We start from the raw sequence: 24,196 nt of genomic DNA, 5'->3' as shown, positions 1-24,196 counted from the left end.
CATTTACTTCACTGTCTGCTTGCTGAGGGCAGGGCTTGCCTGAATCAGGCTCATTAGCTTCAGCTCGCTTGGGGTGGGTTTTTCTCTTTTCGACTCCCACTCCTGCACCATAGCCACGCTAACACCCATTGCTCTGGCGAAATCATCTAACTTGAGGCCTGTTCCTTTACGTAAACGCTCGAATTCAGTAAAGGGATTAGACTTCTGCGTCAGGGTAACCGTCTGCGGTACATCCTTAAAAACAATTTGTTCAAGACTGCTCAGCAACTCAAACGTCGGATCTTTTAATTCCATTGAGAACTCCTCTTAAATCGCACAACGGGATCAAGAACATCAAAGAGCAAATTAAGAATAGTCGGTAAAACAGACAACAGATCGTCACGTGCGTGATTAATTGCAGGCCATACGTTTGGTTTGGATGATCCAGAGATAGATTTGCATGCTAATGATCTGATTTTTCGATAGTCGGTTTGACAATGTCGAATTTTGTAAATCGTAAGAATTTTATTCGCACAAGCCGTTTTATATGAAAAGAGTATCTTGCCGGCTTCAGCTGGACTATTCTTGTGGGCGTCGGGCACGCGTGTGCTGGTGTGCGTTTTTTGGGTGAAAGGAGTATTAAAAATGGCGACAGGAAAGTCCTGCTCTCGCTGGTTTGCGCCGATTGCGGCGTTACTGATTGTAGTTGGCCTGAGTGGGTGTTTCGATAAAGAAGGCGATCAGCGTAAAGCGTTTATCGATTTTCTGCAAAATACCGTGATGCGCAGTGGTGAGCGTCTGCCTACGCTGACTGCGGATCAGAAAAAACAGTTTGGTCCTTTCGTCTCCGATTACGCCATTCTGTATGCTTATTCACAGCAGGTTAATCAGGCGATGGATTCCGGCTTGCGTCCAGTGGTCGACAGCGTAAACGCCATTCGTGCGCCGCAGGATTATATGACCCAGCGCGAACCGCTAAGCCAGTCAAATGGTGCGCTTGGGGTACTGAGCCAGCAGCTGCAAAATGCCAAAATGCAGGCCGATAGCGCCCATTCAGCCCTGAAGCAGGCCGACGATTTAAAACCGGTGTTCGACAAGGCCTTTGCGAAAGTGGTGACCGAACCTGCCCAGGCTATGCAGCCCCTCATTCCGGCAGCGCAGATCTTTACTCAGCAGCTGGTGCAGGTGGGTGACTTTATTACTCAGCAGGGCACGCAGGTAAGCTTCGTCTCGGGCGGTATTCAGTTCCCGACCTCCCAGCAGGCCAGTCAGTACAATACCTTGATCGGACCGCTGGCGTCTCAGCACCAGGCATTTAGCCAGGCGTGGAGTTCGGCAGTTGCTGCCACCGAATAAAATAAAAAACCCCGCCAGAAGCGGGGTTTTTTGTCTGTAGCTAAAATAAAGCTTGTCATTCATCTACCACATCGGTATAACTATCCCCGTCGGTTTGTTACACAGACCTAAAGCAGTTTAGTTAAGCAGTCCAGATGAGTTATCCATAGATACCCTTCGTAGTGACCCTTCCTTCATCGCTTAAAAATCTGTAACGCAACCATCGCGCCGGAAGGCACAACAAATTTTTAATAAGGTAATTTCTATGTCTGGTAAAATGACTGGTCTGGTAAAATGGTTCAACGCTGATAAAGGTTTCGGCTTCATCACTCCTGACGATGGCTCTAAAGACGTGTTCGTACACTTCTCTGCTATCCAGAACGATGGCTACAAATCTCTGGACGAAGGTCAGAAAGTGTCCTTCACCATCGAAAGCGGCGCTAAAGGCCCAGCAGCTGGTAACGTTGTAAGCCTGTAAGCTTCAACTCAGCAGCACATGAATTCAAAAACCCGCCTTCTGGCGGGTTTTTTCGTTTCTAGCCTTTTATCTGCGGGTTCACGCAGTTTTTCTCGACCTTACCCTCAAGGGCATTGATAAGGTTATCCACCGCCGTCGCCGCCATGTTGTAGCGAGTTTCGTGCGTGGCAGAACCAATATGCGGCAGCGCAACCACGTTCGGAAGTTGGAGCAGCGGTGAATCAACGGGCAGCGGCTCCTGCTCAAACACATCCAGACCTGCGGCGTGAATCTTCCCGTTTTGCAGCGCTTCAATCAACGCTTTTTCATCCACGACCGGACCGCGACCCGCATTGATAAAGATAGCCGACGGCTTCATCTTCGCGAACGCGTCCTTACCTATCAGATGATAGGTCTCATCCGTCAGCGGCAGGATCAGACAGACGTAATCGGCTTCCTGAAGCAGGGTATCCAGCTCGCAGTAGCGTGCATTGAAACGCTCTTCAGCCTCGCTGTGGTGGCGCCGGGCGTTATAAAGAATCGGCATGTTAAAGCCGAAGTGCGCGCGCTGCGCCAGCGCCAGGCCAATACGACCCATGCCAACAATACCCAATGTTTTGCCGTGAACGTCCACGCCAAACCAGTCTGGTCCGATGCTTTTGGTCCATTCACCCGCTTTAACCCGTTCAGCCACCTCCACCACGCGGCGAGCGCTGCTCAGTACCAGCGCCATCAGCGTGTCGGCCACGGTCTCGGTCAGAGCATGAGGCGTGTGCATCAGAAAGACATGGCGGGCATTCAGGGCATCCACGTCGAAGTTGTCATAGCCAACGGAGATGGTTGAGGTGGCACGCAGCGCCGGCATTTTTTCCAGCAACGCAGCATCTACTTTTTCGCTTGAACCCAGCAGACCGACGGCACGGCTAAAGGCATCGGCGTGCTGCGCCACGGTATCCGGGCTGAGGTCTTTTACCTGGGTCACGGTGAAGTGTGATTCAAGGCGTTTTTGCAGATCTTCAGGCAGTGCTTTATACAAAATGACGGACGGCTTCATGCTAATCTCCGTTGATGTTAAGGGTTCAGGCGTGGCGTGCGCCGGCAGGTAACTGCTGATTATTAGCAGGCTTAACAATCAGAGTAAGCCACACCGACACGAAAAGTGCCACCCCCATAAATATGTACGAGGCGGATGGACTGCCGGTGGCGCCGTTGAGATAGCCCACAAACCAGGAGCCGAAGAACGAGCCCAGCGCGCCCATACTGTTGATTAAGGCCATTGCGCCGCCTGCCACATTACGCGGCAGCATTTCCGGGATGATGGCAAAGAACGGGCCGTAAGGGGCATACATTGCCGCACCGGCGATCACCAGCAGGGTATAAGAGGCCCAGAAGTGGTTGGCACCTACCGCCCAGGAGCCGATAAAGGCACAGGCAGCAATCAGCAACAGCGGCCAGACGAAGAGTTTACGGTTCTGCAGTTTGTCCGATGCCCAGGAGGCGATGATCATCGCAATGGTGGCGGCCAGGTAAGGAACAGAAGAGAGCCAGCCCACTTCGACCATGCCGAGGTTTTCACCGCCGCTACGAATAATCGATGGCAGCCACAGCACAAAGCCATACACCCCGATACTCCAGGCGAAGTACTGCATGCAGAGCAGGATAACGTTGCGTGAGCGGAAAGCTTCGCCGTAGTTTCGCACCGCTTTCAGCCCCTGCTGCTCTTTATCCAGCTGTGCCTGTAGAGCCGATTTTTCATCTTCAGAGAGCCAGTTCACCTGAGAGGGTTTGTCTTTTACCAGCACCCACCAGCAGAAGGCCCAAATCACCGCCGGGATCCCCTCGATGATAAACATTTCGCGCCAGCCGAAAGACTGAATGAGATAGCCTGAGACCACCGACATCCACAGTACCGTTACCGGGTTACCGAGGATCAGGAAGGTATTGGCCCGTGACCGCTCGGATTTTGTAAACCAGTTGCTGATGTAGATAAGCATCGCGGGCATGACCGCCGCCTCCACTACGCCAAGGATAAAGCGAATCGCCGCCAGCGCCGGTATATTGTTAACGACCCCGGTAAGGGAGGCACAACCACCCCACAAAATCAGGCAGATGAAAATCAGTTTGCGCACGCTGCGACGTTCCGCATAGATGGCGCCCGGGATCTGGAAGAAGAAGTAGCCCAGGAAGAACAGGGCACCCAGCAGGGAAGAGATGCCTTTAGTGATCCCCAAATCTTCGGTGATCCCCGCGGCTGATGCGAAACTGAAGTTTGCGCGGTCAAGATACGCCAGGCTGTACGTGATAAACACGATCGGCATGATGTACCACCAGCGTTTTATTGCATTCGTCGAGCTGTTCATAGGCTTGCCTCTGTGGTTGAGGTAATGACCGCCGTTGTCTGTAGGGTACACGGTGGTTCTGTGATGTTGCGGGGGTTATTCCCCCAGTTGGCTACGCGTGGGTAATCCTTCGCTGTCGCCCTGCACCTGGATCGCCAGCGATCCGATTTTGTTACCGCGTGAGATAGCCTGTTGCAGCGTTTTGCCTTCCAGCAGGGCGCTAATCACCCCCACGGCAAAACCATCGCCTGCGCCAACCGTATCAACGACGTTGTCCACTTTTACCGCGGCCACGGCACCTTTCTCGCCGCTGCTGGTTTTAAACCAGGCACCATCTGCACCGGTTTTCAGGACCACCGCCTTCACGCCTCTATCAAGGTAGAAATCTGCAATCCCTTCCGGCGTGCGTTGCCCGGTAAGGATGATGCCCTCGTTCAGGCCGGGTAAGACCCAGTCAGCCTGGAAGGCCAACTGGTTAAGTTTTTCAACCATCTCCGCTTCGCTTTTCCACAGCACCGGCCGCAAATTGGGATCGAAAGAGAGGGTTTTGCCTGCGGCTTTCATTGCGCCTGCAGCGTGATCGAGCAGGGCCCATGAGCTCGCCGACAACGCCGCAGCCACGCCGCTCAGGTGCAGATGTCGCGCGGTGGTAAAATAGGCCGGATTAAAATCCTCCACCGACAGATGGCTGGCAGCAGAACCTTTGCGGAAATACTCCACGATGGGATCGGTTCCATCCTCGACCTTAGATTTCAGCTGGAAGCCGGTTGCGAAGCGGCCATCCAGGGTAACGCCCGAGGTCTCTATCCCCTCTTTTTTCAGGGCGTTAAGGATGAAATGACCGAAGCTGTCGTCGCCCACGCGGCTGACCCAGCCCACTTTCAGACCCAGGCGCGCCAGCCCGGTGGCGACATTGAGTTCGGCGCCAGCTACACGTTTAAAGAAACGTTCAACCTGGCTTAGCTCGCCAGGCTCGCTGGCCACAAACATGGCCATGGCTTCGCCAATGGTGATGACATCCAGTGCTTGCGGCATGGCTTAGACCTCGCGCAGTAAATTAACGTAGTGACGGGTGACGGCCGTCAGATCCGGGCCTTCAAGCGGGAACTCGATCCCGCGAGGCGCATCGGCAGGCAGCCGATCCAGCAGCGCCAGCCAGCGGCAGTTTTCTGCTGCCGGGGGAACGGCACGGAAGTGATGTTGATGCGGCTCTGCCGCTTTCACGTGAATATAGCTCACCGCAGGCGCCAGGTGCTGCGCGGCCTCTTCCGGGGAATCACCTACCCACAGCCAGTTGCCCATATCGAACGTCAGGCTCACCGGAAGCGCCTGTACCCGGCAGGCGGCTTTAAAGCGCTGCATAGGGGCGAGCTGACCGAAATCGGTCTGGTCGTTCTCGACCACCAGCGTCATGCCGCTCTCCTGCAGTAGCGGGCGCAGCGCTTCAAGCTGGTTTTTATCGCGAAAATGACCCAAAGAGACCTTCAGCCAGAGGGCATTAAGCGTACTGGCTTCGGCAAGGTAGCGCGGCAGCGCTGGGTTCAGCTCGCCTTCGGCGGTGAACAGGGAATCGGGAGCGGAGTAGCAGGCTAGCAGGCCCAGCAGCTCAATGGAGCGCGCCAGGGTAGGCAGCGCATTCAGTTCAGCGTCGTTGAACAGTTCGCGGCGGATCTCCACGCCGTCTGCCCCCGCTTTAGCAATGACAGGCAGTATGGCGCGCTGGCCTCCTGCTTCACGTATCCGGTCGGCGCCATAGGCGGCGGTGACGACAATAATTTTTCTGCCCACTGGCTGACTCCATCGCGTTATCGATACTATTACGCTAGATGGAACCGGTTCCAAAGAAAAGATCAGTATGTTGAATTTATGATCGTCATCACGAAGGGAGGTTAACGGGCGGTAGAGCCGCGAACAATCAGCTCGCCGGAGAAGTGCTGCTCGCGTACGGTATCACTGGCCCCTTCAATGCGGCGCACAACCTGTTCCACCGCGGCATAGCCAATCTGCCAGGTGGGCTGTTTAAGGGTGGTGATCCCCACGCCTGCCAGCTCTGCCCACTCGAGCTCATCAAAACCCAGTAAGCCGATGTCGCTGCCCCAGTGCAGCCCAACACGGCGCAGAGAACGAGCCACCTGCAGGGTGAGGGCACCGTTAGCGGAGATCACCGCCTTGCGCATACCGCGATGGCGTGAATGGAATTGACGCAGGGCGATGTCCATCTGGTCCCCTTCATGCAGAGGAATTTCCGCGTTTTCAGCAATGACGCCAGGATAGCGGGCCAGGGTAGCGCGAAAGGCCGCCAGGCGTTCGCGGCGAGTATTGACCATACCCAGCGGCTCGCTGAGGAATAGGATCGCTTCAAAGCCCTGTTCGATAAGATGTTCTGTCGCCGTCGTGGCGGCCTGCGTATTGTCCAGACCCACTACGTCGCAGGCAAATTCGGGAATTTTACGGTCGATAAGCACCATCGGCAGCGCCGACTGTTGCAGGCGGTTTAGCCCCTCTTCGCGCATGCCCACCGCGTTGACCACAATGCCTTCAACCTGATAACTGCGCAGCAGATCGAGATAGTGCAGCTCCTGGTCGAGTTCATTATTGGTGTTACAGACCAGCGGGGTGAACCCCTTTTCCCGACAGGCGGCTTCGATACCGCTCAGAACATTGACGGAGTAGGGGTTGGTGATATCGGCGATAATCAGGCCAATGAGCCGCGTACGGCCATGCTTCAGGCCACGGGCCATCAGGCTTGGACGATAGTTAAGATCGGCGATCGCCTGTTCAATACGGGCCAGCAGCGCGTCGGAAAGCAGATGCTTTTCACCGTTGAGGTAACGGGAAATACTGGTTTTACCGGTTTTGGCGGCTTTCGCCACGTCGCTGATAGTGGCCCGTGTTGATTTGCTCATCGCTGATTCCCTTGCCTGAAGTGAGAACACCTTAGCGCGAAAATCAACGATGGCAAGCCCTTACTGGATTGGGCTCAGGGTAATTTCTACGCGGCGGTTCTGCGCTTTGCCTTCCGCCGTGCTGTTACTGGCGATCGGATTTGCCGGGCCCATACCGTTGGTACGAATACGGTTCGCGGCGACGCCCTGGGTGATCAACGCGCTGGCCACGGAATCCGCACGCTGCTGGGAGAGACGCATGTTCAGATCCTGGCTGCCGGTGCTGTCGGTGTAGCCAAGCACGTTAACCGCCGTTTTGCTGTACTCTTTCAGCACCATCGCCACGCCGGTCAGGGTGTTCGCGCCAGCCGGTTTCAGCGTTGCGCTGCTGCTATCGAAGGTCACATTGTTTGGCATGTTCAGAATGATGTTATCGCCGCTGCGCGTCACGCTAACGCCTGTACCCTGCATTTTGTCGCGCAGTTTCGCTTCCTGCACGTCCATGTAATAACCGACGCCGCCGCCCAGCGCGGCACCGGCTGCTGCGCCAATTAACGCCCCTTTGCCGCGATCTTTCTTAGAGGAGGAGAGGGCGCCAACGCCCGCGCCTACCAGGGAACCGAGCCCGGCACCGATGCCGGATTTACCGGCTTCGCGTTCGCCGGTGTAAGGGTTTGTGGTGCAGCCTGAAACAGCCAGTGCGCCACTGACCAGCGCGGCAATCATGAGTACGCGTTTTTTCATCTTATTTCCTTAATCCTTTTTATTCTTTGCCACGACGAGCGTGGCGGTTGATTATGACGCGCAGATATGTAGAAAATTCCAGGGATAACTCTGAATTATGTTTCTAATCATAAACAGCCTCGAAGAAGGCGATGAAAACCTGCAACAGGCAACCCGGGAGCGCACGCTTTGACCACTTCAATTAAAACCATTCTGACCGCGGCCCACTGGGGGCCGATGCTGGTAGAGACCGATGGCGACACAGTGTTGTCATCCCGCGGGGCACTGCCCACCCCTTACCCGAACTCATTGCAGACGGTGGTGCGCGATCAGGTGCACAGTAAGACCCGCGTGCGCTGGCCGATGGTGCGGAAAGGTTTTCTCGCTTCGCCAGATAATCCGCAGGGGGTACGCGGGGAAGATGAATTTGTCCGTGTCAGCTGGGACGATGCCCTGGCATTGATTGATTCGCAGCATAAACGTATCCGCAACAGCTATGGCCCGTCCTCTATCTTTGCCGGATCGTACGGCTGGCGATCTAACGGCGTGTTACACAAGGCGGCGACGCTACTGCAGCGCTATATGAGCCTCGCCGGCGGCTATACCGGCCATCTTGGGGATTACTCCACTGGTGCCGCGCAGGCGATCATGCCGTATGTTGTAGGGGGAAATGAGGTTTATCAGCAGCAGACCAGCTGGCCGCTGGTGCTGGAACATACCGACGTGGTGGTGCTCTGGAGCGCCAACCCACTCAATACCCTGAAAATTGCCTGGAATGCCAGCGACGAGCAGGGTATCCCTTACTTCGATGCACTGCGTAAGAGCGGTAAGCGCATCATCTGTATCGATCCTATGCGCTCTGAAACTGCCGATTTCTTTGGCGAGGCGGCAGAGTGGATCGCCCCGCATATGGGCACCGACGTGGCGATGATGCTGGGCATTGCGCATACCCTGGTTGAAAATAACTGGCACGATACGGCGTTTCTTGCCCGCTGCACCAGCGGTTATGACCAATTCGCCGATTACCTGACGGGGAAAACGGATGGCATCGCGAAAACGGCCGAGTGGGCGGCGGCGATTTGCGGCGTAAATGCTGACAAAATTCGTGAACTGGCAGAACTCTTCCATAACAACCGCACCATGTTGATGGCGGGTTGGGGGATGCAGCGCCAGCAGTTTGGCGAGCAGAAGCACTGGATGCTGGTCACTCTGGCGGCCATGATCGGCCAGATTGGTACGCCGGGCGGTGGTTTTGGTCTCTCTTATCACTTCGCTAATGGCGGTAATCCAACGCGTCGTGCGGCGGTACTGGCCTCGATGCAGGGCAGCGTACAGGGTGGCACCGATGCCGTAGAAAAAATCCCGGTAGCGCGCATCGTCGAGGCGCTGGAAAATCCGGGCGGTTTCTACCAGCACAACGGTATGGACCGGCACTTCCCGGATATCCGCTTCGTCTGGTGGGCGGGCGGCGCCAACTTTACGCACCATCAGGACACTAACCGATTAATCCGTGCCTGGCAGAAGCCGGAGCTGGTGGTCATTTCCGAGTGCTTCTGGACGGCTGCGGCCCGACATGCAGATATCGTTCTGCCGGCCACCACCTCGTTTGAACGCAACGACATGACCATGACCGGCGACTACAGTAATCAACACATGGTGCCCATGAAGCGCGTGGTGCCGCCGCGCGATGAGGCGCGTGATGATCTGGAGGTCTTTGCTGAGCTGAGCGAACGGTGGGAAGCAGGTGGACGTGCGCGATTTACCGAAGGCAAAACCGACCTGGAGTGGCTGGAGAGCTTCTATCAGATCGCAGCGCAGCGCGGTGCGTCACAGGGGGTGACCTTGCCGCCCTTTGCCGAGTTCTGGGAGGCGAATGCGATCGTCGAAATGCCCGAAAATGCGCAAAATGCGCAGTTTGTACGTTTCGCCGACTTCCGTCGCGATCCTGAGGCGCATCCGTTAAAAACCGAAAGCGGCAAGATTGTGATCCACTCAGCACGTATCGCCAGTTTTGGTTACGCCGATTGTCCGCCGCATCCGATGTGGCTGGAGCCGGATGAGTGGCATGGCAACGCCGAGCCGCAACAACTGCAGATACTCTCTGCTCATCCAGCGCATCGCCTGCATAGCCAGCTGAACTACTCTTCACTGCGCGAACAGTATGCGGTTGCCGGGCGCGAGCCGGTCACGCTGCACCCCATCGACGCTCACGCGCGCGGCATTGCCGATGGTGACGTGGTACGTGTCTGGAACCAGCGTGGGCAGGTACTGGCGGGGGCGGTCGTGAGCGAGGGTATCAAGCCCGGCGTGATCTGTATTCACCAGGGGGCATGGCCTGATCTGGAACGTAGCGCAGGGGGGATCTGTAAAAACGGTGCGGTTAACGTTCTGACGAAAGATCTCCCCAGCTCGAAGCTAGGGAATGGTTGCGCGGGGAATACGGCGCTGGCCTGGCTGGAGAAATATCAAGGGCCGGAGCTACCGCTTACGGCGTTTGATCCGCCTGCCAGCTCATAATCCACGTCGGGTGCTGGGTGTCTTCCTGCCAGGCGCTATCCATAATGCGAAAGCCCTGAGCATGGTAGAAATTCACCGCCCGGGTGTTTTTCTGATACACCTCCAGGCTCAGGGCCGGGTAGCGCTGTTTAACATGGTTGATCAGCGCCTTCCCGATGCCTTTACCCGTGTGTGACGGCGCGACAAATAGCGCGCCGATATACTGAACATGCAGGACGCTGATAAATCCGCACACCTCATCTGCCTCGTCCCAGACCCAGGTCTCTGCCGATGGCAGATAAACATCCCGGACGATCGCTTCGCTCTCTTGCCAGTAGCTGGCCTCAATAAACGGATGGGCGAGGGTGGTACTTTCCAGCCATAAGCGCAGCAAGGGAGAGGTGTCATCACTCAGCCATGCGCGGATCATGTTGGCCTCCGGAATAACAAAAACAGCTCGTCACGTGGTCATTCACCATCCCGCTGGCCTGCATAAAGGCATAACAGATGGTGGTGCCGACAAATTTAAACCCGCGCTTTTTCAGCGCTTTCGATAAGGCGTCTGAGGTTGGCGTCGAGGCGGGGACCTCTGCCAGGGTCGTGGCCTGGGTCAGTTGCGGCTGATGGCCGACAAACGACCAGATAAAATCTGAAAATGCTTCGCCATTTGCCTCCATTGCCAGCAGCGCGCGTGCGTTACCGATAATGGCCTGAATCTTACCGCGATGGCGGATAATCCCTGCGTCCTGCACCAGCCGCTCAACGTCGTCTTCCGCCATCTCCGCCACCTTTTCCGGATCGAAATGGTGGAAGGCCTGGCGGTAATTCTCGCGTTTTTTCAATACGGTAATCCAGGAAAGACCGGCCTGCTGGCCCTCAAGGCAGATCATTTCAAAAAGATAGCGGCGGTCGGTTTCTGGTACGCCCCACTCTTTATCGTGATAGGCGATATAAAGCGGGTCTTCGCTTACCCAGCCACAACGTTGCATAGTCCATCTCCCTCATAGTGATTGAATCCACGAAAATTTCCATCGGCCCGGCTTGACGTGGTAGTTAAAAAGACAATAGTTAATACAGGGTTTAATGCGTTCTACGCCATGCCTGAAAACCCGCTTACCCATCTATTAACAATGACTAATATCGCCGAATTCGGCTCTCTTCTGGAGTCGCTTTGATGATGATAAAAAAAATCAGTGGCCGCCATGCCGCGACAGGCATGGTGAGTTTGTTGGTCTGTCTGCTTTCAGGTAACACAGCATTTGCCTGGCAACAGGAATATATCGTTTCAGATAACGTAAATAATACTACTGAGCGCTACACATGGGATGACGATCACCAACCGCGTTATGAAGATATCCTCGCGGAGCGGATCCGCTCATCGCAAAATGCCCCGGCCGTATCGGTCAATTTGGCCGACGCCTCTTCAGCGATGCCGGGGAGTACGATGAGCGTGGGGGTCAATATTCCTGTAGCACGCCGCATCACTACCGGGCCGATTGTCTCCTGGCGCTATGATGGCTCACCCTCCACCATGTATAACGAGTTTGGGGACAGCGTCAGCACGTCATCTCTGACCGATCCCCTCTGGCATGCCAGCGTCAGCACCCTGGGCTGGCGCGTAGACTCCCATCTGGGCGGCCTGCGGCCATGGGCGCAAATTAGTTATAACCAGCAGTTTGGCGATAACCAGTGGAAGAGCCAGGCGGGGTTCAGTAAAACCGCTGCATCGCAGCAGCCAGACAGCTGGATGGACGTCACCGTGGGGGCCGATATTCCGCTTTATCCCCATATGGCGGCCTACGCTTCGCTCTCTCAGTCTGAGAGCATGGTCTTAGGCGAGGATTACCTCTATACGCTGGGTGTTAGCGCTAAGTTTTAAAGTTGTTGTTTTTTTGTGCGTTAAATTCGTAAAAAGTGTACGGATGGTAGGCCTTGTAGCGATAGTAGGTACTAACGCAATTGGGCAGAATCGTATCGTCCAGGCCATTCATTCCCCATTTACGGCATTTCATTCCGTCTCCCCTGCATTTCATGCCGTTTTCCCCCTATGGGTGCAGGGTTTTGCGTATCGTTGTCAGCAGTGAATTTCCCCTTTTCCCTGCAGGACAACTGCCATGAATACATCAACCTCTAACCGCACTCGCTGGCTTACCCTTTTCGGTACAATCGTGACTCAGTTTGCGCTGGGATCGGTTTATACCTGGAGCCTGTTTAACAGCGCGCTGTCCGAGAAACTGGATGCGCCTGTCAGTCAGGTTGCTTTCTCGTTTGGCTTACTGAGCCTGGGCCTGGCGCTCTCCTCCTCCGTGGCCGGTAAATTACAAGAGCGTTTTGGCGTGAAGCGCGTGACCATGGCCTCCGGGATTATGCTGGGTGTCGGCTTCTTCCTGACGGCGCATTCCAACAGCCTGCTGATGTTGTGGCTCAGCGCCGGGGTGCTGGTCGGGTTAGCGGACGGGGCGGGTTACCTGCTGACGCTGTCGAACTGTGTGAAATGGTTCCCCGAGCGTAAAGGGCTTATCTCTGCCTTTTCGATCGGCTCCTATGGTTTGGGCAGCCTTGGGTTTAAATTTATCGATTCCCAACTGCTGGCTTCCGTCGGCCTTGAAAAGACCTTTATGATCTGGGGCGCCATCGTGCTGGTGATGATTGTTTTCGGCGCGACGCTAATGAAAGACGCACCGCAGCAAACGGTGAAGTCGGTGAATGGGGTGGTGGAGAACGACTTCACCCTGGCGCAGTCCATGCGTAAACCGCAGTACTGGATGCTGGCGGTGATGTTCCTGACTGCCTGCATGAGCGGCCTGTATGTCATCGGCGTGGCGAAAGATATCGCCCAGGGAATGGTGAAGCTGGATGTGGCCACTGCGGCGAATGCGGTGACGGTGATCTCTATCGCCAACCTCTCGGGTCGCCTGGTGCTGGGGATCCTCTCTGACAAAATCGCCCGTATCCGTGTTATCACGCTCGGACAGGTCGTCTCTCTGGTGGGGATGGCGGCGCTGCTCTTTGCTCCGCTGAATGAAATCACCTTCTTCGCGGCCATCGCCTGTGTTGCTTTTAACTTCGGTGGCACCATCACGGTCTTCCCGTCGCTGGTCAGCGAGTTCTTCGGCCTGAACAACCTGGCGAAAAACTACGGTGTGATTTACCTGGGCTTCGGGATTGGTAGTATCTGCGGTTCGTTGATTGCATCGCTGTTCGGCGGCTTCTATGTCACCTTCTGCGTTATCTTTGCTCTGCTGATCCTCTCACTGGCGCTCTCCACCACCATTCGTCAGCCGCAGCGTGAAGTTTACTCCGAAGCGCATGCCTGAATAATTACTCTAAAGGCCGGAGCCTCCGGCCTTTGCTTCCCCGCCTTACTACAGAAACGGGTCAGATGAATGTCATCGGACTTGTTTTTTTGTAAATATCTGCAGCGATCACACTCTATGCTGCCACTTTTTCGTCTCCCTGTGGTCTACTCTACCGCGCTTGAGATGGTTTCCCTTAAAAACATCGTCAACGAAGACTCCGCCTGTGCACTGTTAATCTGTAAGTGAAGCAGCAATATTTTTCTTTTTTCCAGGTCATTTTAATGAAATATATTAAAGCGATGACGCAACAAAAGCTGAGCTTTTTGCTGGCGTTGTACATCGGTCTGTTTATGAATGGCGCCGTATTTTTCCGTCGGTTTGATGGCTATGCGCAAAACTTTACCGCCTTGAAAGGAGTTGCTGCGGTTGTTGAGTTGGCTGCTACGGTACTCGTCACCTTCTTCTTATTACGCTTGCTTTCGCTGTTTGGGCGACGGGTATGGCGGGTACTGGCCACGCTGGTGGTGTTGTGCTCGGCGGGTGCCAGTTACTACATGACGTTTATGAACGTGGTGATCGGCTACGGGATTATCGCGTCGGTGATGACCACCGATATTGACCTCTCTAAAGAGGTGGTTGGCTGGCACTTTATCCTCTGGCTGGTCTGCGTCAGTATGTTGCCGCTGCTCTTTATCTGGAGTAACCGCTGCCGTTATACCTTGCTCCGTCAGCTGCGTACGCCAGGTCAACGTATCAGAAGTGTTGCGCTGGTGGTGATTGCCGGTTTGATGGTCTGGGGCCCGATTCGCTTACTGGACATTCAGCAGAAACACGTTGAGCGTACGACCGGTGTCGATATGCCGAGCTACGGCGGCGTGGTGGCGAACTCCTATCTGCCATCAAACTGGATCTCGGCGCTGGGGTTATATGCCTGGGCGCAGGTGGATGAGTCTTCCGATAATAAATCGCTGATGAACCCGGCGAAGAAATTTAGCTATCAGGCGCCAGCAGATATTGATGACACCTACTTGGTGTTTATCATCGGTGAGACGACCCGCTGGGATCATATGGGAATGCTGGGCTATGAGCGTGACACTACGCCGAAACTGGCCCAGGAGAAAAACCTCGTTGCCTTCCGCGGTTACTCGTGTGATACGGCCACTAAGCTCTCTTTGCGCTGCATGTTTGTGCGTGAAGGCGGGGCGGATGATAACCCGCAGCGTACGCTGAAAGAGCAAAACGTCTTTGCGGTACTCAGTCAGTTGGGCTTCAGTTCCGACCTGTACGCCATGCAGAGTGAGATGTGGTTCTACAGCAACACCATGGCCGATAACATTGCTTACCGCGAGCAGATTGGCGCTGAGCCACGTAACCGTGGCAAACATGTGGATGACATGCTGTTGGTCGATGAGATGCAGCGCTCTTTACAGGGCAATCCGGACGGCAAACATCTTATTATCCTGCACACCAAAGGATCGCACTTTAACTATACCCAGCGTTATCCGCGCAGTTTTGCCAAATGGACGCCGGAGTGTATTGGGGTTGATAAAGGGTGTACTAAAGAAGAGATGATTAACTCTTACGATAACTCGGTCACCTATGTGGATCACTTTATCGATAGCGTGATCGATCAGCTGCGTGATAAGAAAGCGATTGTCTTCTACGCCGCCGACCACGGGGAGTCGATCAACGAGAAGGAACATCTGCACGGTACGCCACGTAAGATGGCTCCGCCGGAGCAGTTCCGCGTGCCGATGATGGTATGGATGTCTGATAAATATCTGGAAAACCCGGATAAAGCGAAGATGTTTGCCCATCTGAAACAGCAGGCGGATATGAAAGTGCCGCACCGCCATGTTGAGCTGTACGACACGATCCTTGGCTGCCTGGGCTATACCTCGAAAGACGGTGGTATCAACGAAAATAACAACTGGTGTCATGTCCCGGATACCGGCGTAAAAGCGGTTCAGTAAAGGGTTGGCGAGCGACTCGCCACCTTAAAGGCTTTTTTATTGTAAGGGATTGACGGAGCCGTACCTCAGCAGTAAGATGCGGCCCGCATTCGGTGATTGGCGCAGCCTGGTAGCGCACTTCGTTCGGGACGAAGGGGTCGGAGGTTCGAATCCTCTATCACCGACCAAATTCAAAAGCCTGCTCACTGAGCAGGCTTTTTTGCACCTGAGGCTTGCGAGGATGAGAACCTCCGGGGGCAGAGGTTCGACTCGAGCGAAGCGAGAGAACGTTGCGTCAGCAACGGCCCGAAGGGCGAGCCACGGAGTGGCGAGTCATCCTCTATCACCGACCAAATTCAAAAGCCTGCTCACTGAGCAGGCTTTTTTGCTTCTGGCGCCTACAGTTAGTTACGACAACAAACTAAAACGCTTGTTACCTTCCATTAACCCTGCCTGTTAACGTTTTTGTGACATATTCCATTGTATTTTTTTATATATAGATTGATCTTTTTTCGCGTTGCTTATGGATAACCTCAGCATTTTCCGCTGTGCGTTTTAACGTTCGCGGAATTTAGTGCTCAGATATTCACCATCCTGTAAGAAAATTTAACCCGTCTGAATAAATGTTAATCACTGGTCACAGCAGAATAAGAAGTGAGTTGTGCTGCATCATGGCGGGTAGCATAAATTTCCCTGCTGAAAATAGTGCCTCTGGGTTTTTTTAATCTTTGTTTGCTGATTCTCACACTTAGCGTAAATCCCCGTCACCTGTATTGACGTTTTCACATTCTGTTGACAGATTGTAGGGCACGAGGGGCATTTCAGGGAGAATCTGCGCTGCAACTCAGTTGCTCTTCTGAAAGGAATCTCCATCCCTTATAACGCCTTCGGGCATCACCGACCGGACCGGGTAAAAAATAAATTAAAGGTCAGGCGGCGTAACACAACAAAAAACATCACATTGGAGCAGAATAATAATGAGTATTTCCTTGAAGAAGTCAGGGATGCTGAAGCTTGGTCTGAGCCTGGTGGCAATGACCGTCGCGGCTAGCGTGCAGGCAAAAACCCTGGTCTACTGTTCTGAAGGCTCGCCGGAAGGCTTTAACCCACAGCTGTTTACCTCTGGTACCACGTACGACGCTAGCTCCGTACCTATCTATAACCGTCTGGTTGAATTCAAAACCGGTACCACGGAAGTGATTCCGGGTCTGGCAGAGAAGTGGGAAGTCAGCGAAGACGGCAAAACCTATACCTTCCACCTGCGTCAGGGTGTGAAGTGGCAGGACAGCAAAGAATTCAAACCAACGCGCGACTTTAACGCCGACGACGTTGTGTTCTCCTTTGATCGTCAAAAAAATGCCCAGAACCCGTACCATAAAGTTTCTGGCGGCAGCTATGAATACTTCGAAGGGATGGGCCTGCCAGACCTGATTAGCGAAGTGAAGAAAGTGGACGATAAAACCGTTCAGTTCGTCCTGACGCGTCCAGAAGCGCCATTCCTGGCTGACCTGGCCATGGACTTCGCCTCTATCCTGTCTAAAGAGTATGCCGACAACATGCTGAAAGCCGGCACGCCGGAAAAAGTCGACCTGAACCCGGTCGGTACCGGTCCGTTCCAGCTCCTGCAATACCAGAAAGACTCCCGCATTCTGTACAAAGCCTTTGAAGGCTACTGGGGCACCAAGCCGCAGATCGACCGTCTGGTCTTCTCCATCACGCCTGACGCCTCCGTACGTTATGCGAAACTGCAGAAAAACGAGTGCCAGGTCATGCCGTATCCTAACCCGGCTGATATCGCACGTATGAAGCAGGACAAAAACATCAACCTGCTGGAGCAGGCGGGCCTGAACGTGGGTTACCTCTCCTTCAACACCGAGAAGAAACCGTTTGATGACGTGAAAGTGCGTCAGGCGCTGACTTACGCGGTGAACAAAGAAGCGATCATCAAAGCGGTTTACCAGGGCGCTGGCGTTGCTGCCAAAAACCTGATCCCGCCGACCATGTGGGGCTATAACGACGACGTTAAAGACTACAACTACGATCCTGAGAAAGCGAAAGCCCTGCTGAAAGAAGCGGGTCAGGATAAAGGCTTTACCGTTGAGCTGTGGGCGATGCCGGTACAGCGTCCGTACAACCCGAACGCTCGCCGTATGGCCGAGATGATTCAGGCTGACTGGGCGAAGATTGGCGTTCAGGCCAAGATCGTGACCTATGAGTGGGGCGAATACCTGAAACGTGCTAAAGCGGGCGAACACCAGGCCGTGATGATGGGCTGGACGGGCGACAACGGGGATCCGGACAACTTCTTCGCGACCCTGTTCAGCTGCGCAGCGGCGAAAGATGGCTCCAACTACTCTCGCTGGTGCTACAAGCCGTTTGAAGACCTGATTCAGCCGGCGCGCGCTGCAGAAGATCACAACAAACGTATTGAGCTGTACAAACAAGCTCAGGTGGTTATGCACGACCAGGCGCCTGCCCTGATCATCGCGCACTCCACCGTGTACGAACCAGTGCGTAAAGAAGTGAAAGGCTACGTGGTTGATCCACTGGGCAAACACCACTTCGAAAACGTCTCTGTTGAATAATAAGTAGGGTGTTCTCCCTCTCCTTTTGGGAGAGGGCAGGGGTGAGGGGTGTGCATGCATCCCCTCACCCTTAACCTCTCCAAAGGGAGAGGGAATTTACATTTGTGAGCAATACAGACCACATCCCCTGGTTGTGCGTCATTATAGAGAATCCGGGTTATGTTGCAGTTCATCCTCCGACGTCTGGGGCTAGTTATCCCCACGTTTATCGGTATCACCCTTCTCACCTTTGCCTTTGTCCATATGATCCCCGGCGACCCGGTAATGATTATGGCGGGCGAGCGTGGCATTTCTCCTGAACGTCATGCGCAGCTGCTGGCCGAACTGGGCCTGGATAAACCGCTGTGGCAGCAATATCTCCACTATATCTGGGGCGTGCTGCATGGTGATTTAGGCATCTCGCTGAAAAGCCGTCTCCCGGTGTGGGACGAGTTCGTGCCGCGCTTTAAAGCGACGCTGGAACTCGGCGTCTGCGCCATGATTTTCGCGACCGCAGTAGGCATCCCTGTTGGCGTGCTGGCTGCCGTTAAGCGCGGTTCAATCTTCGATCACACCGCGGTTGGCCTGGCGCTGACCGGCTACTCCATGCCTATCTTCTGGTGGGGCATGATGCTGATTATGCTGGTATCGGTGCAATGGAACCTGACGCCGGTATCCGGGCGAGTTAGCGATATGGTGTTCCTTGATGACACCAACCCTCTCACCGGATTCATGTTGATTGATACGGCAATCTGGGGGGAAGAGGGCAACTTTATTGATGCGGTAGCGCACATGATCTTGCCTGCGATGGTGCTGGGCACTATTCCCCTGGCCGTTATCGTGCGTATGACCCGTTCTTCAATGCTGGAGGTGCTGGGTGAGGATTACATCCGTACCGCGCGCGCCAAAGGTCTGACCCGCATGCGCGTTATCATCGTGCACGCACTGCGTAACGCGATGCTGCCGGTGGTAACCGTTATCGGTCTGCAGGTGGGAACGCTGCTGGCGGGGGCGATTTTGACCGAAACCATCTTCTCCTGGCCGGGCCTGGGACGCTGGCTGATCGACGCGCTGCAACGCCGCGATTATCCAGTGGTGCAGGGCGGCGTACTGCTGGTGGCGACGATGATTATCCTCGTCAACCTGCTGGTCGATCTGCTTTATGGCGTGGTGAACCCGCGTATTCGGCATAAGAAGTAAGGGGCCATCATGTCACAAGTTACTGAAAATAAAGTGGTCGCAGCACCGGTTCCGATGACGCCGCTGCAGGAGTTCTGGCACTACTTCAAACGCAACAAAGGGGCGGTGGTAGGGCTGGTGTATGTCACCGTTATGATCCTGATTGCGGTCTTTGCGAACGTACTCGCGCCCTATAACCCGGCGGATCAGTTCCGTGATTCGCTTCTGGCGCCACCGGTATGGCAGGAGGGGGGAACCTTTGCCCATCTGTTAGGTACCGATGATGTGGGCCGTGATGTCCTGTCACGCCTGATGTACGGCGCACGTCTGTCGCTGCTGGTGGGCTGCCTGGTGGTGGTGCTGTCGCTGGTTATGGGCGTGGTACTCGGCCTGGTGGCCGGATACTTCGGCGGTATCGTTGATAACATCATTATGCGTATCGTCGATATTATGCTGGCGCTGCCAAGTCTGCTGCTGGCGCTGGTATTGGTGGCCATCTTCGGCCCGTCGATCGGCAACGCCGCGCTGGCGCTAACCTTTGTGGCACTGCCTCACTATGTACGTCTCACGCGTGCGGCTGTGCTGGTAGAAGTGAACCGCGATTACGTCACCGCTTCCCGCGTAGCGGGTGCCGGTGCGATGCGTCAGATGTTCGTTAATATCTTCCCGAACTGCCTTGCGCCGTTGATTGTTCAGGCGTCGCTTGGTTTCTCTAACGCCATTCTCGATATGGCCGCTCTTGGCTTCCTTGGCATGGGTGCGCAACCGCCAACACCGGAGTGGGGCACCATGCTCTCCGATGTGTTGCAGTTCGCGCAAAGCGCCTGGTGGGTCGTCACCTTCCCGGGTCTGGCGATTCTGCTCACGGTGCTGGCATTTAACCTGATGGGTGATGGTCTGCGTGATGCACTTGATCCCAAACTGAAGCAGTAAGAGGCACGAGATGGCGTTATTAAATGTAAATGAATTATCGGTGCACTTCGGCGACGAAGGCACACCGTTTCGCGCCGTGGACCGCATCAGCTATAGCGTAAATCAGGGCGAAGTGGTTGGTATCGTAGGGGAATCGGGCTCCGGTAAGTCAGTAAGTTCACTGGCGATTATGGGGCTGATTGACTATCCCGGCCGCGTCATGGCTGAAAACCTGGAGTTTAACGGTCAGGATCTGAAGCGTATCTCCGAAAAACAGCGCCGCCAACTGGTGGGCGCTGAAGTGGCGATGATCTTCCAGGATCCGATGACCAGCCTGAACCCGTGTTACACCGTTGGCTTCCAGATTATGGAAGCCATCAAGGTGCACCAGGGCGGGAATAAGAAAACCCGTCGCCAGCGCGCGATCGACCTGCTTAACCAGGTAGGTATACCGGATCCGGCATCGCGACTGGATGTTTACCCGCATCAGCTGTCCGGCGGGATGAGCCAGCGTGTGATGATTGCCATGGCGATCGCCTGTCGGCCTAAGCTGTTAATTGCGGATGAGCCGACGACCGCGCTGGATGTCACCATTCAGGCGCAAATCATCGAGCTGCTGCTGGATTTACAGCAGAAAGAGAACATGGCGCTGGTACTGATTACGCACGACCTGGCGCTGGTGGCCGAAGCGGCGCACAAAATCATCGTAATGTATGCAGGTCAGGTGGTAGAGACCGGAAGTTCGCACGACATCTTCCGTGCGCCGCGTCACCCGTACACCCAGGCTCTGCTACGTGCTCTGCCGGAATTTGCGCAGGATAAAGCGCGTCTGGCCTCGCTGCCGGGCGTGGTACCGGGTAAATATGACCGTCCGCAGGGCTGTCTGCTCAACCCGCGCTGTCCGTATGCAACGGATAAGTGTCGCGTCGATGAACCCGCGCTGAACCTGCTGGCTGACGGTCGTCAGTCCAAATGCCACTACCCACTCGATGATGCCGGGAGGCCAACACTATGAGTACGCAACAGGCCGCCACGCAACAACCGCTGTTGCAGGCCATCGATCTAAAAAAACATTACCCGGTGAAGAAGGGACTGTTTGCTCCCGAGCGCCTGGTGAAAGCCCTGGACGGCGTGTCGTTCAACCTCGAGCGCGGCAAAACGCTGGCGGTAGTGGGTGAATCTGGTTGTGGAAAATCTACACTGGGTCGTCTGCTGACAATGATCGAAACACCAACCGGCGGCGAACTGTACTATCAGGGCCAGGATCTGCTTAAGCACGATCCGCAGGCGCAGAAGCTGCGTCGCCAGAAAATCCAGATTGTGTTCCAGAACCCCTACGGTTCCCTGAACCCGCGTAAAAAAGTGGGACAGATTCTGGAAGAGCCACTGCTGATCAACGCTTCACTGAGTAAAGAGCAGCGCCGGGAAAAAGCGCTGGCGATGATGGCGAAAGTGGGCCTGAAAACCGAGCATTATGATCGCTACCCGCATATGTTCTCTGGCGGCCAGCGTCAGCGTATCGCCATTGCCCGCGGTCTGATGCTTGACCCGGACGTGGTGATTGCTGATGAACCGGTTTCCGCGCTCGACGTTTCTGTGCGCGCTCAGGTGTTAAACCTGATGATGGATCTGCAGCAGGAACTGGGGCTCTCTTATGTGTTCATTTCGCACGACCTCTCCGTGGTGGAGCATATTGCTGACGAAGTGATGGTGATGTATCTGGGGCGCTGCGTAGAGAAGGGGAGCAAAGACCAGATCTTTAACAATCCGCGTCACCCTTATACTCAGGCGCTGCTGTCAGCAACACCTCGCCTTAATCCGGACGATCGCCGCGAGCGTATCAAGCTGACCGGCGAGCTGCCGAGCCCGCTGAATCCACCGCCGGGCTGTGCGTTCAACGCCCGCTGTCGTCGTCGCTTCGGGCCCTGCACGCAGTTGCAGCCGCAGTTAAAGGACTATGATGGACAGCTGGTAGCCTGCTTCGCAGTCGATCAGGATGAAAACGGCGAGAAACCGCAGCCATAAGCGAAAAACAAAAAACCGGCGATCATCGCCGGTTTTTTTGTGCCTGTCAGGCTGCTATTTGCGCAGGCGAACCTGGTCCACCGCATGATTTTCACTTTTGGTGAGGATCAGGCTGGCGCGTTCGCGGGTAGGGAGGATGTTCTCTTTCAGGTTAACGTAGTTAATCTCGTTCCACAGGGCGGTCGCCACGTTCACCGCTTCTTCTTCAGAAAGCTGGGCATAGTTGTGGAAGTAAGAGTCCGGATCGGTGAACGCCCCTTCACGGAACTTCAGGAAGCGATTGATATACCAGCTTTGCAGTAAATCTTCCGGGGCATCGACATAAATCGAGAAATCAACGAAATCAGACACGAAGACGTGATGCGGATCGTGCGGATAATCCATACCGCTCTGCAAGACGTTTAGCCCTTCCAGAATCAGAATGTCCGGCTGAGCGACCGTTTTGTCACCATCCGGGATGCGATCATAAATGAGATGCGAATAGACCGGGGCGGTGACGTTTGGCACGCCGGACTTGAGATCCGAGACAAATTTCACCAGACGGTGCATATCATAGGAGAGCGGGAAGCCTTTTTTCTTCATCAGACCGCGCTCTTTTAATACCTCGTTCGGGTGGAGAAAACCGTCGGTGGTGATCAATTCTACGCTGCGGTGTTCTGGCCAGCGGCTCAGCAGGGCCTGTAACACGCGAGCCGTGGTACTTTTGCCCACCGCCACGCTGCCGGCGATGCTGATGATATAAGGAATACGTTGACCGTTGGTGCCAAGGAACTGCTCCAGTACGGCCTGTCGGCGCAAATTGGAGCTGATATAGAAGTTAAGCAAGCGCGACAGAGGTAAGTAAATCTCGGCCACTTCTTCCAGAGAGAGATCTTCGTTTATCCCCTTTAACCGCGCTATCTCCCCCTCGGTTAAGGTCATAGGGACGGAGTCGCGCAAAGCAGCCCACTGGCTGCGATTAAACTGGAGATAGGGCGTCATTAGCGTTTGCTCTTTTTTGCTCATAAGCATGCTTCTGTGAGCCTGTGATAGCGCTTCACGTAGTAGTTAATTTTGGACAATGGGCAGGAGGTTAACACCAGATGGGAGGAATAATAAGAAAAAATATAGGCGAGACATGCGTTACGCGGGGAGCATCACGGTAAGAAAAAAACGCTATCGAGCGGGTATTTCTGCTGAATAATTGACCCGATATGGGTGAAATTGCAGCGTTCACCGCATTCTTCGCGCAAAATGTGAGCGAAAGAATGTTTTAAGTGATTTTTTAGTTGCATGACTGCGCAGGTCTCCCTAAAATGCGCGCTACTTGATGCCGACTTAGCTCAGTAGGTAGAGCAACTGACTTGTAATCAGTAGGTCACCAGTTCGATTCCGGTAGTCGGCACCATCAAGTCCGGTGGGGTTCCCGAGCGGCCAAAGGGAGCAGACTGTAAATCTGCCGTCACAGACTTCGAAGGTTCGAATCCTTCCCCCACCACCACTTTCTGGCAGCGTTAACGCCGCCGGAGCTGGTTTAAAAAATAAATCAGCTCGAATAGAAAAAGAGAGAAATCTCTTTTTTTGTTACAGAAAGAACTGGGTAGCCGAGTTTCAGGATGCGGGCATCGTATAATGGCTATTACCTCAGCCTTCCAAGCTGATGATGCGGGTTCGATTCCCGCTGCCCGCTCCAATACGTGCTGATATGGCTCAGTTGGTAGAGCGCACCCTTGGTAAGGGTGAGGTCCCCAGTTCGACTCTGGGTATCAGCACCACTTCACTTCTCCCTCCCGTTTCTCTCTGTTTCAATATCAATGTATTCAACAGTTCAGGCATTTCGCCTGGTTGATGTGGTGATATCACCGATTTATCCGTGTCTTAGAGGGACAATCGATGTCTAAAGAAAAGTTTGAACGTACAAAACCGCACGTTAACGTCGGTACTATCGGCCACGTTGACCATGGTAAAACAACGCTGACCGCTGCAATCACTACCGTACTGGCTAAAACCTACGGCGGTGCTGCTCGCGCATTCGATCAGATCGATAACGCACCAGAAGAAAAAGCGCGTGG

22 protein-coding genes, 5 tRNA genes and 1 other RNA gene are annotated in these 24,196 nt (G+C 54.6%); 18 read left to right on the top strand and 10 right to left on the bottom strand.

Going from position 1 to position 24,196, the window contains the following annotated elements; genetic code table 11:
• Positions 1-3: 3 nt before the first annotated feature.
• Positions 4-294 (bottom strand): HTH-type transcriptional regulator, encoded by a 291-nt coding sequence (locus B3B59_RS00140; protein ID WP_046886264.1) that lies wholly within the window; start codon positions 292-294, stop codon positions 4-6.
• A 330-nt stretch (positions 295-624) separates the two neighbouring features.
• Here B3B59_RS00140 and B3B59_RS00135 point away from each other — a divergent pair, with 330 nt between their 5' ends.
• Together B3B59_RS00135 and cspE are read left to right on the top strand one after the other, a co-directional pair.
• Entirely contained in the window at positions 625-1,335 is a 711-nt protein-coding gene (locus tag B3B59_RS00135; protein ID WP_040077902.1) for a DUF3053 domain-containing protein, read from the top strand.
• Between the two features lie 244 nt (positions 1,336-1,579).
• A complete protein-coding gene (gene cspE / locus B3B59_RS00130; RefSeq protein ID WP_032615822.1) occupies positions 1,580-1,792 on the top strand; it encodes a transcription antiterminator/RNA stability regulator CspE in 213 nt (70 codons plus the stop codon).
• Positions 1,793-1,850: 58 nt separating this feature from the next.
• Here the strand turns inward: cspE and ghrB are convergent, their stop codons facing one another.
• The 6 genes from ghrB to B3B59_RS00100 form a co-directional block, all read right to left on the bottom strand.
• Complete coding sequence (gene ghrB / locus B3B59_RS00125) at positions 1,851-2,825, bottom strand: glyoxylate/hydroxypyruvate reductase GhrB (RefSeq protein WP_286807846.1); 975 nt, start codon at positions 2,823-2,825, stop codon at positions 1,851-1,853.
• 25 nt (positions 2,826-2,850) lie between these two features.
• Positions 2,851-4,131, bottom strand: coding sequence for an MFS transporter (locus tag B3B59_RS00120; protein ID WP_286807845.1), 1,281 nt, complete (start codon positions 4,129-4,131; stop codon positions 2,851-2,853).
• 75 nt (positions 4,132-4,206) lie between these two features.
• On the bottom strand, positions 4,207-5,145 hold the full coding sequence (locus B3B59_RS00115) for a sugar kinase (protein WP_286807844.1): 939 nt from the start codon (positions 5,143-5,145) through the stop codon (positions 4,207-4,209).
• Between the two features lie 3 nt (positions 5,146-5,148).
• Positions 5,149-5,898 (bottom strand): sugar phosphate isomerase/epimerase family protein, encoded by a 750-nt coding sequence (locus tag B3B59_RS00110; RefSeq protein WP_040077906.1) that lies wholly within the window; start codon positions 5,896-5,898, stop codon positions 5,149-5,151.
• 101 nt (positions 5,899-5,999) lie between these two features.
• A complete protein-coding gene (locus B3B59_RS00105; RefSeq protein WP_040077907.1) occupies positions 6,000-7,016 on the bottom strand; it encodes a LacI family DNA-binding transcriptional regulator in 1,017 nt (338 codons plus the stop codon).
• Between the two features lie 60 nt (positions 7,017-7,076).
• Positions 7,077-7,739, bottom strand: a complete 663-nt coding sequence (locus B3B59_RS00100) for an OmpA family lipoprotein (protein WP_040077908.1) — start codon at positions 7,737-7,739, stop codon at positions 7,077-7,079.
• A gap of 168 nt (positions 7,740-7,907) precedes the next feature.
• On the opposite strand from B3B59_RS00100, the gene B3B59_RS00095 reads away from it, so the two are divergent.
• Complete coding sequence (locus B3B59_RS00095; protein WP_286807843.1) at positions 7,908-10,235, top strand: molybdopterin guanine dinucleotide-containing S/N-oxide reductase; 2,328 nt, start codon at positions 7,908-7,910, stop codon at positions 10,233-10,235.
• Here B3B59_RS00095 and B3B59_RS00090 read toward each other — a convergent pair.
• Both B3B59_RS00090 and tag read right to left on the bottom strand, forming a co-directional pair.
• Positions 10,204-10,644 carry an N-acetyltransferase gene (locus B3B59_RS00090; RefSeq protein ID WP_286807841.1) on the bottom strand — a complete coding sequence of 147 codons (441 nt, stop codon included), beginning with the start codon at positions 10,642-10,644 and terminating at the stop codon, positions 10,204-10,206. The two genes, B3B59_RS00095 and B3B59_RS00090, sit on opposite strands and share 32 nt — an antisense overlap.
• Entirely contained in the window at positions 10,622-11,203 is a 582-nt protein-coding gene (tag, locus tag B3B59_RS00085; RefSeq protein WP_286807840.1) for a DNA-3-methyladenine glycosylase I, read from the bottom strand. The genes B3B59_RS00090 and tag overlap by 23 nt, the downstream gene beginning before the upstream one ends.
• 185 nt (positions 11,204-11,388) lie before the next feature.
• Here tag and B3B59_RS00080 point away from each other — a divergent pair, with 185 nt between their 5' ends.
• The 10 genes from B3B59_RS00080 to dppF all read left to right on the top strand — a co-directional run bounded on the left by B3B59_RS00080 (position 11,389) and on the right by dppF (position 22,145).
• The gene (locus tag B3B59_RS00080; RefSeq protein ID WP_286772265.1) at positions 11,389-12,093 is read left to right on the top strand and encodes an autotransporter domain-containing protein; all 705 of its coding nucleotides are present in this window, start codon (positions 11,389-11,391) and stop codon (positions 12,091-12,093) included.
• Between the two features lie 235 nt (positions 12,094-12,328).
• Complete coding sequence (locus B3B59_RS00075; RefSeq protein ID WP_040077914.1) at positions 12,329-13,531, top strand: L-lactate MFS transporter; 1,203 nt, start codon at positions 12,329-12,331, stop codon at positions 13,529-13,531.
• Between the two features lie 263 nt (positions 13,532-13,794).
• On the top strand, positions 13,795-15,486 hold the full coding sequence (eptB, locus tag B3B59_RS00070; protein ID WP_286807839.1) for a kdo(2)-lipid A phosphoethanolamine 7''-transferase: 1,692 nt from the start codon (positions 13,795-13,797) through the stop codon (positions 15,484-15,486).
• Between the two features lie 90 nt (positions 15,487-15,576).
• Positions 15,577-15,653, top strand: a tRNA-Pro gene (locus B3B59_RS00065).
• Between the two features lie 31 nt (positions 15,654-15,684).
• Positions 15,685-15,818: non-coding RNA, RtT sRNA (locus B3B59_RS00060), on the top strand.
• 624 nt (positions 15,819-16,442) lie between these two features.
• Positions 16,443-18,050 carry a dipeptide ABC transporter periplasmic-binding protein DppA gene (gene dppA, locus B3B59_RS00055; RefSeq protein ID WP_207292773.1) on the top strand — a complete coding sequence of 536 codons (1,608 nt, stop codon included), beginning with the start codon at positions 16,443-16,445 and terminating at the stop codon, positions 18,048-18,050.
• 159 nt (positions 18,051-18,209) lie between these two features.
• Complete coding sequence (gene dppB, locus B3B59_RS00050) at positions 18,210-19,229, top strand: dipeptide ABC transporter permease DppB (RefSeq protein ID WP_040077917.1); 1,020 nt, start codon at positions 18,210-18,212, stop codon at positions 19,227-19,229.
• Positions 19,230-19,238: 9 nt separating this feature from the next.
• Entirely contained in the window at positions 19,239-20,141 is a 903-nt protein-coding gene (gene dppC / locus B3B59_RS00045) for a dipeptide ABC transporter permease DppC (protein ID WP_046886256.1), read from the top strand.
• A 10-nt stretch (positions 20,142-20,151) separates the two neighbouring features.
• The gene (gene dppD / locus B3B59_RS00040; RefSeq protein ID WP_040077920.1) at positions 20,152-21,135 is read left to right on the top strand and encodes a dipeptide ABC transporter ATP-binding protein; all 984 of its coding nucleotides are present in this window, start codon (positions 20,152-20,154) and stop codon (positions 21,133-21,135) included.
• Positions 21,132-22,145 (top strand): dipeptide ABC transporter ATP-binding subunit DppF, encoded by a 1,014-nt coding sequence (gene dppF / locus B3B59_RS00035; RefSeq protein WP_046886255.1) that lies wholly within the window; start codon positions 21,132-21,134, stop codon positions 22,143-22,145. Before dppD ends, dppF begins: the two co-directional genes overlap by 4 nt.
• A gap of 54 nt (positions 22,146-22,199) precedes the next feature.
• Here the strand turns inward: dppF and coaA are convergent, their stop codons facing one another.
• Entirely contained in the window at positions 22,200-23,150 is a 951-nt protein-coding gene (gene coaA / locus B3B59_RS00030; RefSeq protein ID WP_207292774.1) for a type I pantothenate kinase, read from the bottom strand.
• Between the two features lie 306 nt (positions 23,151-23,456).
• Between coaA and B3B59_RS00025 the strand changes: the two genes are divergently transcribed.
• The 5 genes from B3B59_RS00025 to B3B59_RS00005 all read left to right on the top strand — a co-directional run.
• Positions 23,457-23,532 (top strand) — tRNA-Thr (locus tag B3B59_RS00025).
• Positions 23,533-23,540: 8 nt separating this feature from the next.
• Positions 23,541-23,625, top strand: a tRNA-Tyr gene (locus B3B59_RS00020).
• A 117-nt stretch (positions 23,626-23,742) separates the two neighbouring features.
• A tRNA-Gly gene (locus B3B59_RS00015) sits at positions 23,743-23,817 on the top strand.
• A gap of 6 nt (positions 23,818-23,823) precedes the next feature.
• A tRNA-Thr gene (locus tag B3B59_RS00010) sits at positions 23,824-23,899 on the top strand.
• 118 nt (positions 23,900-24,017) lie between these two features.
• Positions 24,018-24,196, top strand: a 179-nt coding sequence (locus tag B3B59_RS00005; RefSeq protein WP_023994387.1) for a GTP-binding protein, incomplete at its 3' end; no start/stop codon positions are given.

The organism is Leclercia sp. UBA2479, from assembly GCF_002341985.1.
GTDB lineage: Bacteria > Pseudomonadota > Gammaproteobacteria > Enterobacterales > Enterobacteriaceae > Enterobacter > Enterobacter pneumoniae.
Note: the sequence above shows the minus strand (reverse complement) of the source record. Positions and strands in the feature narration are given on the sequence as shown.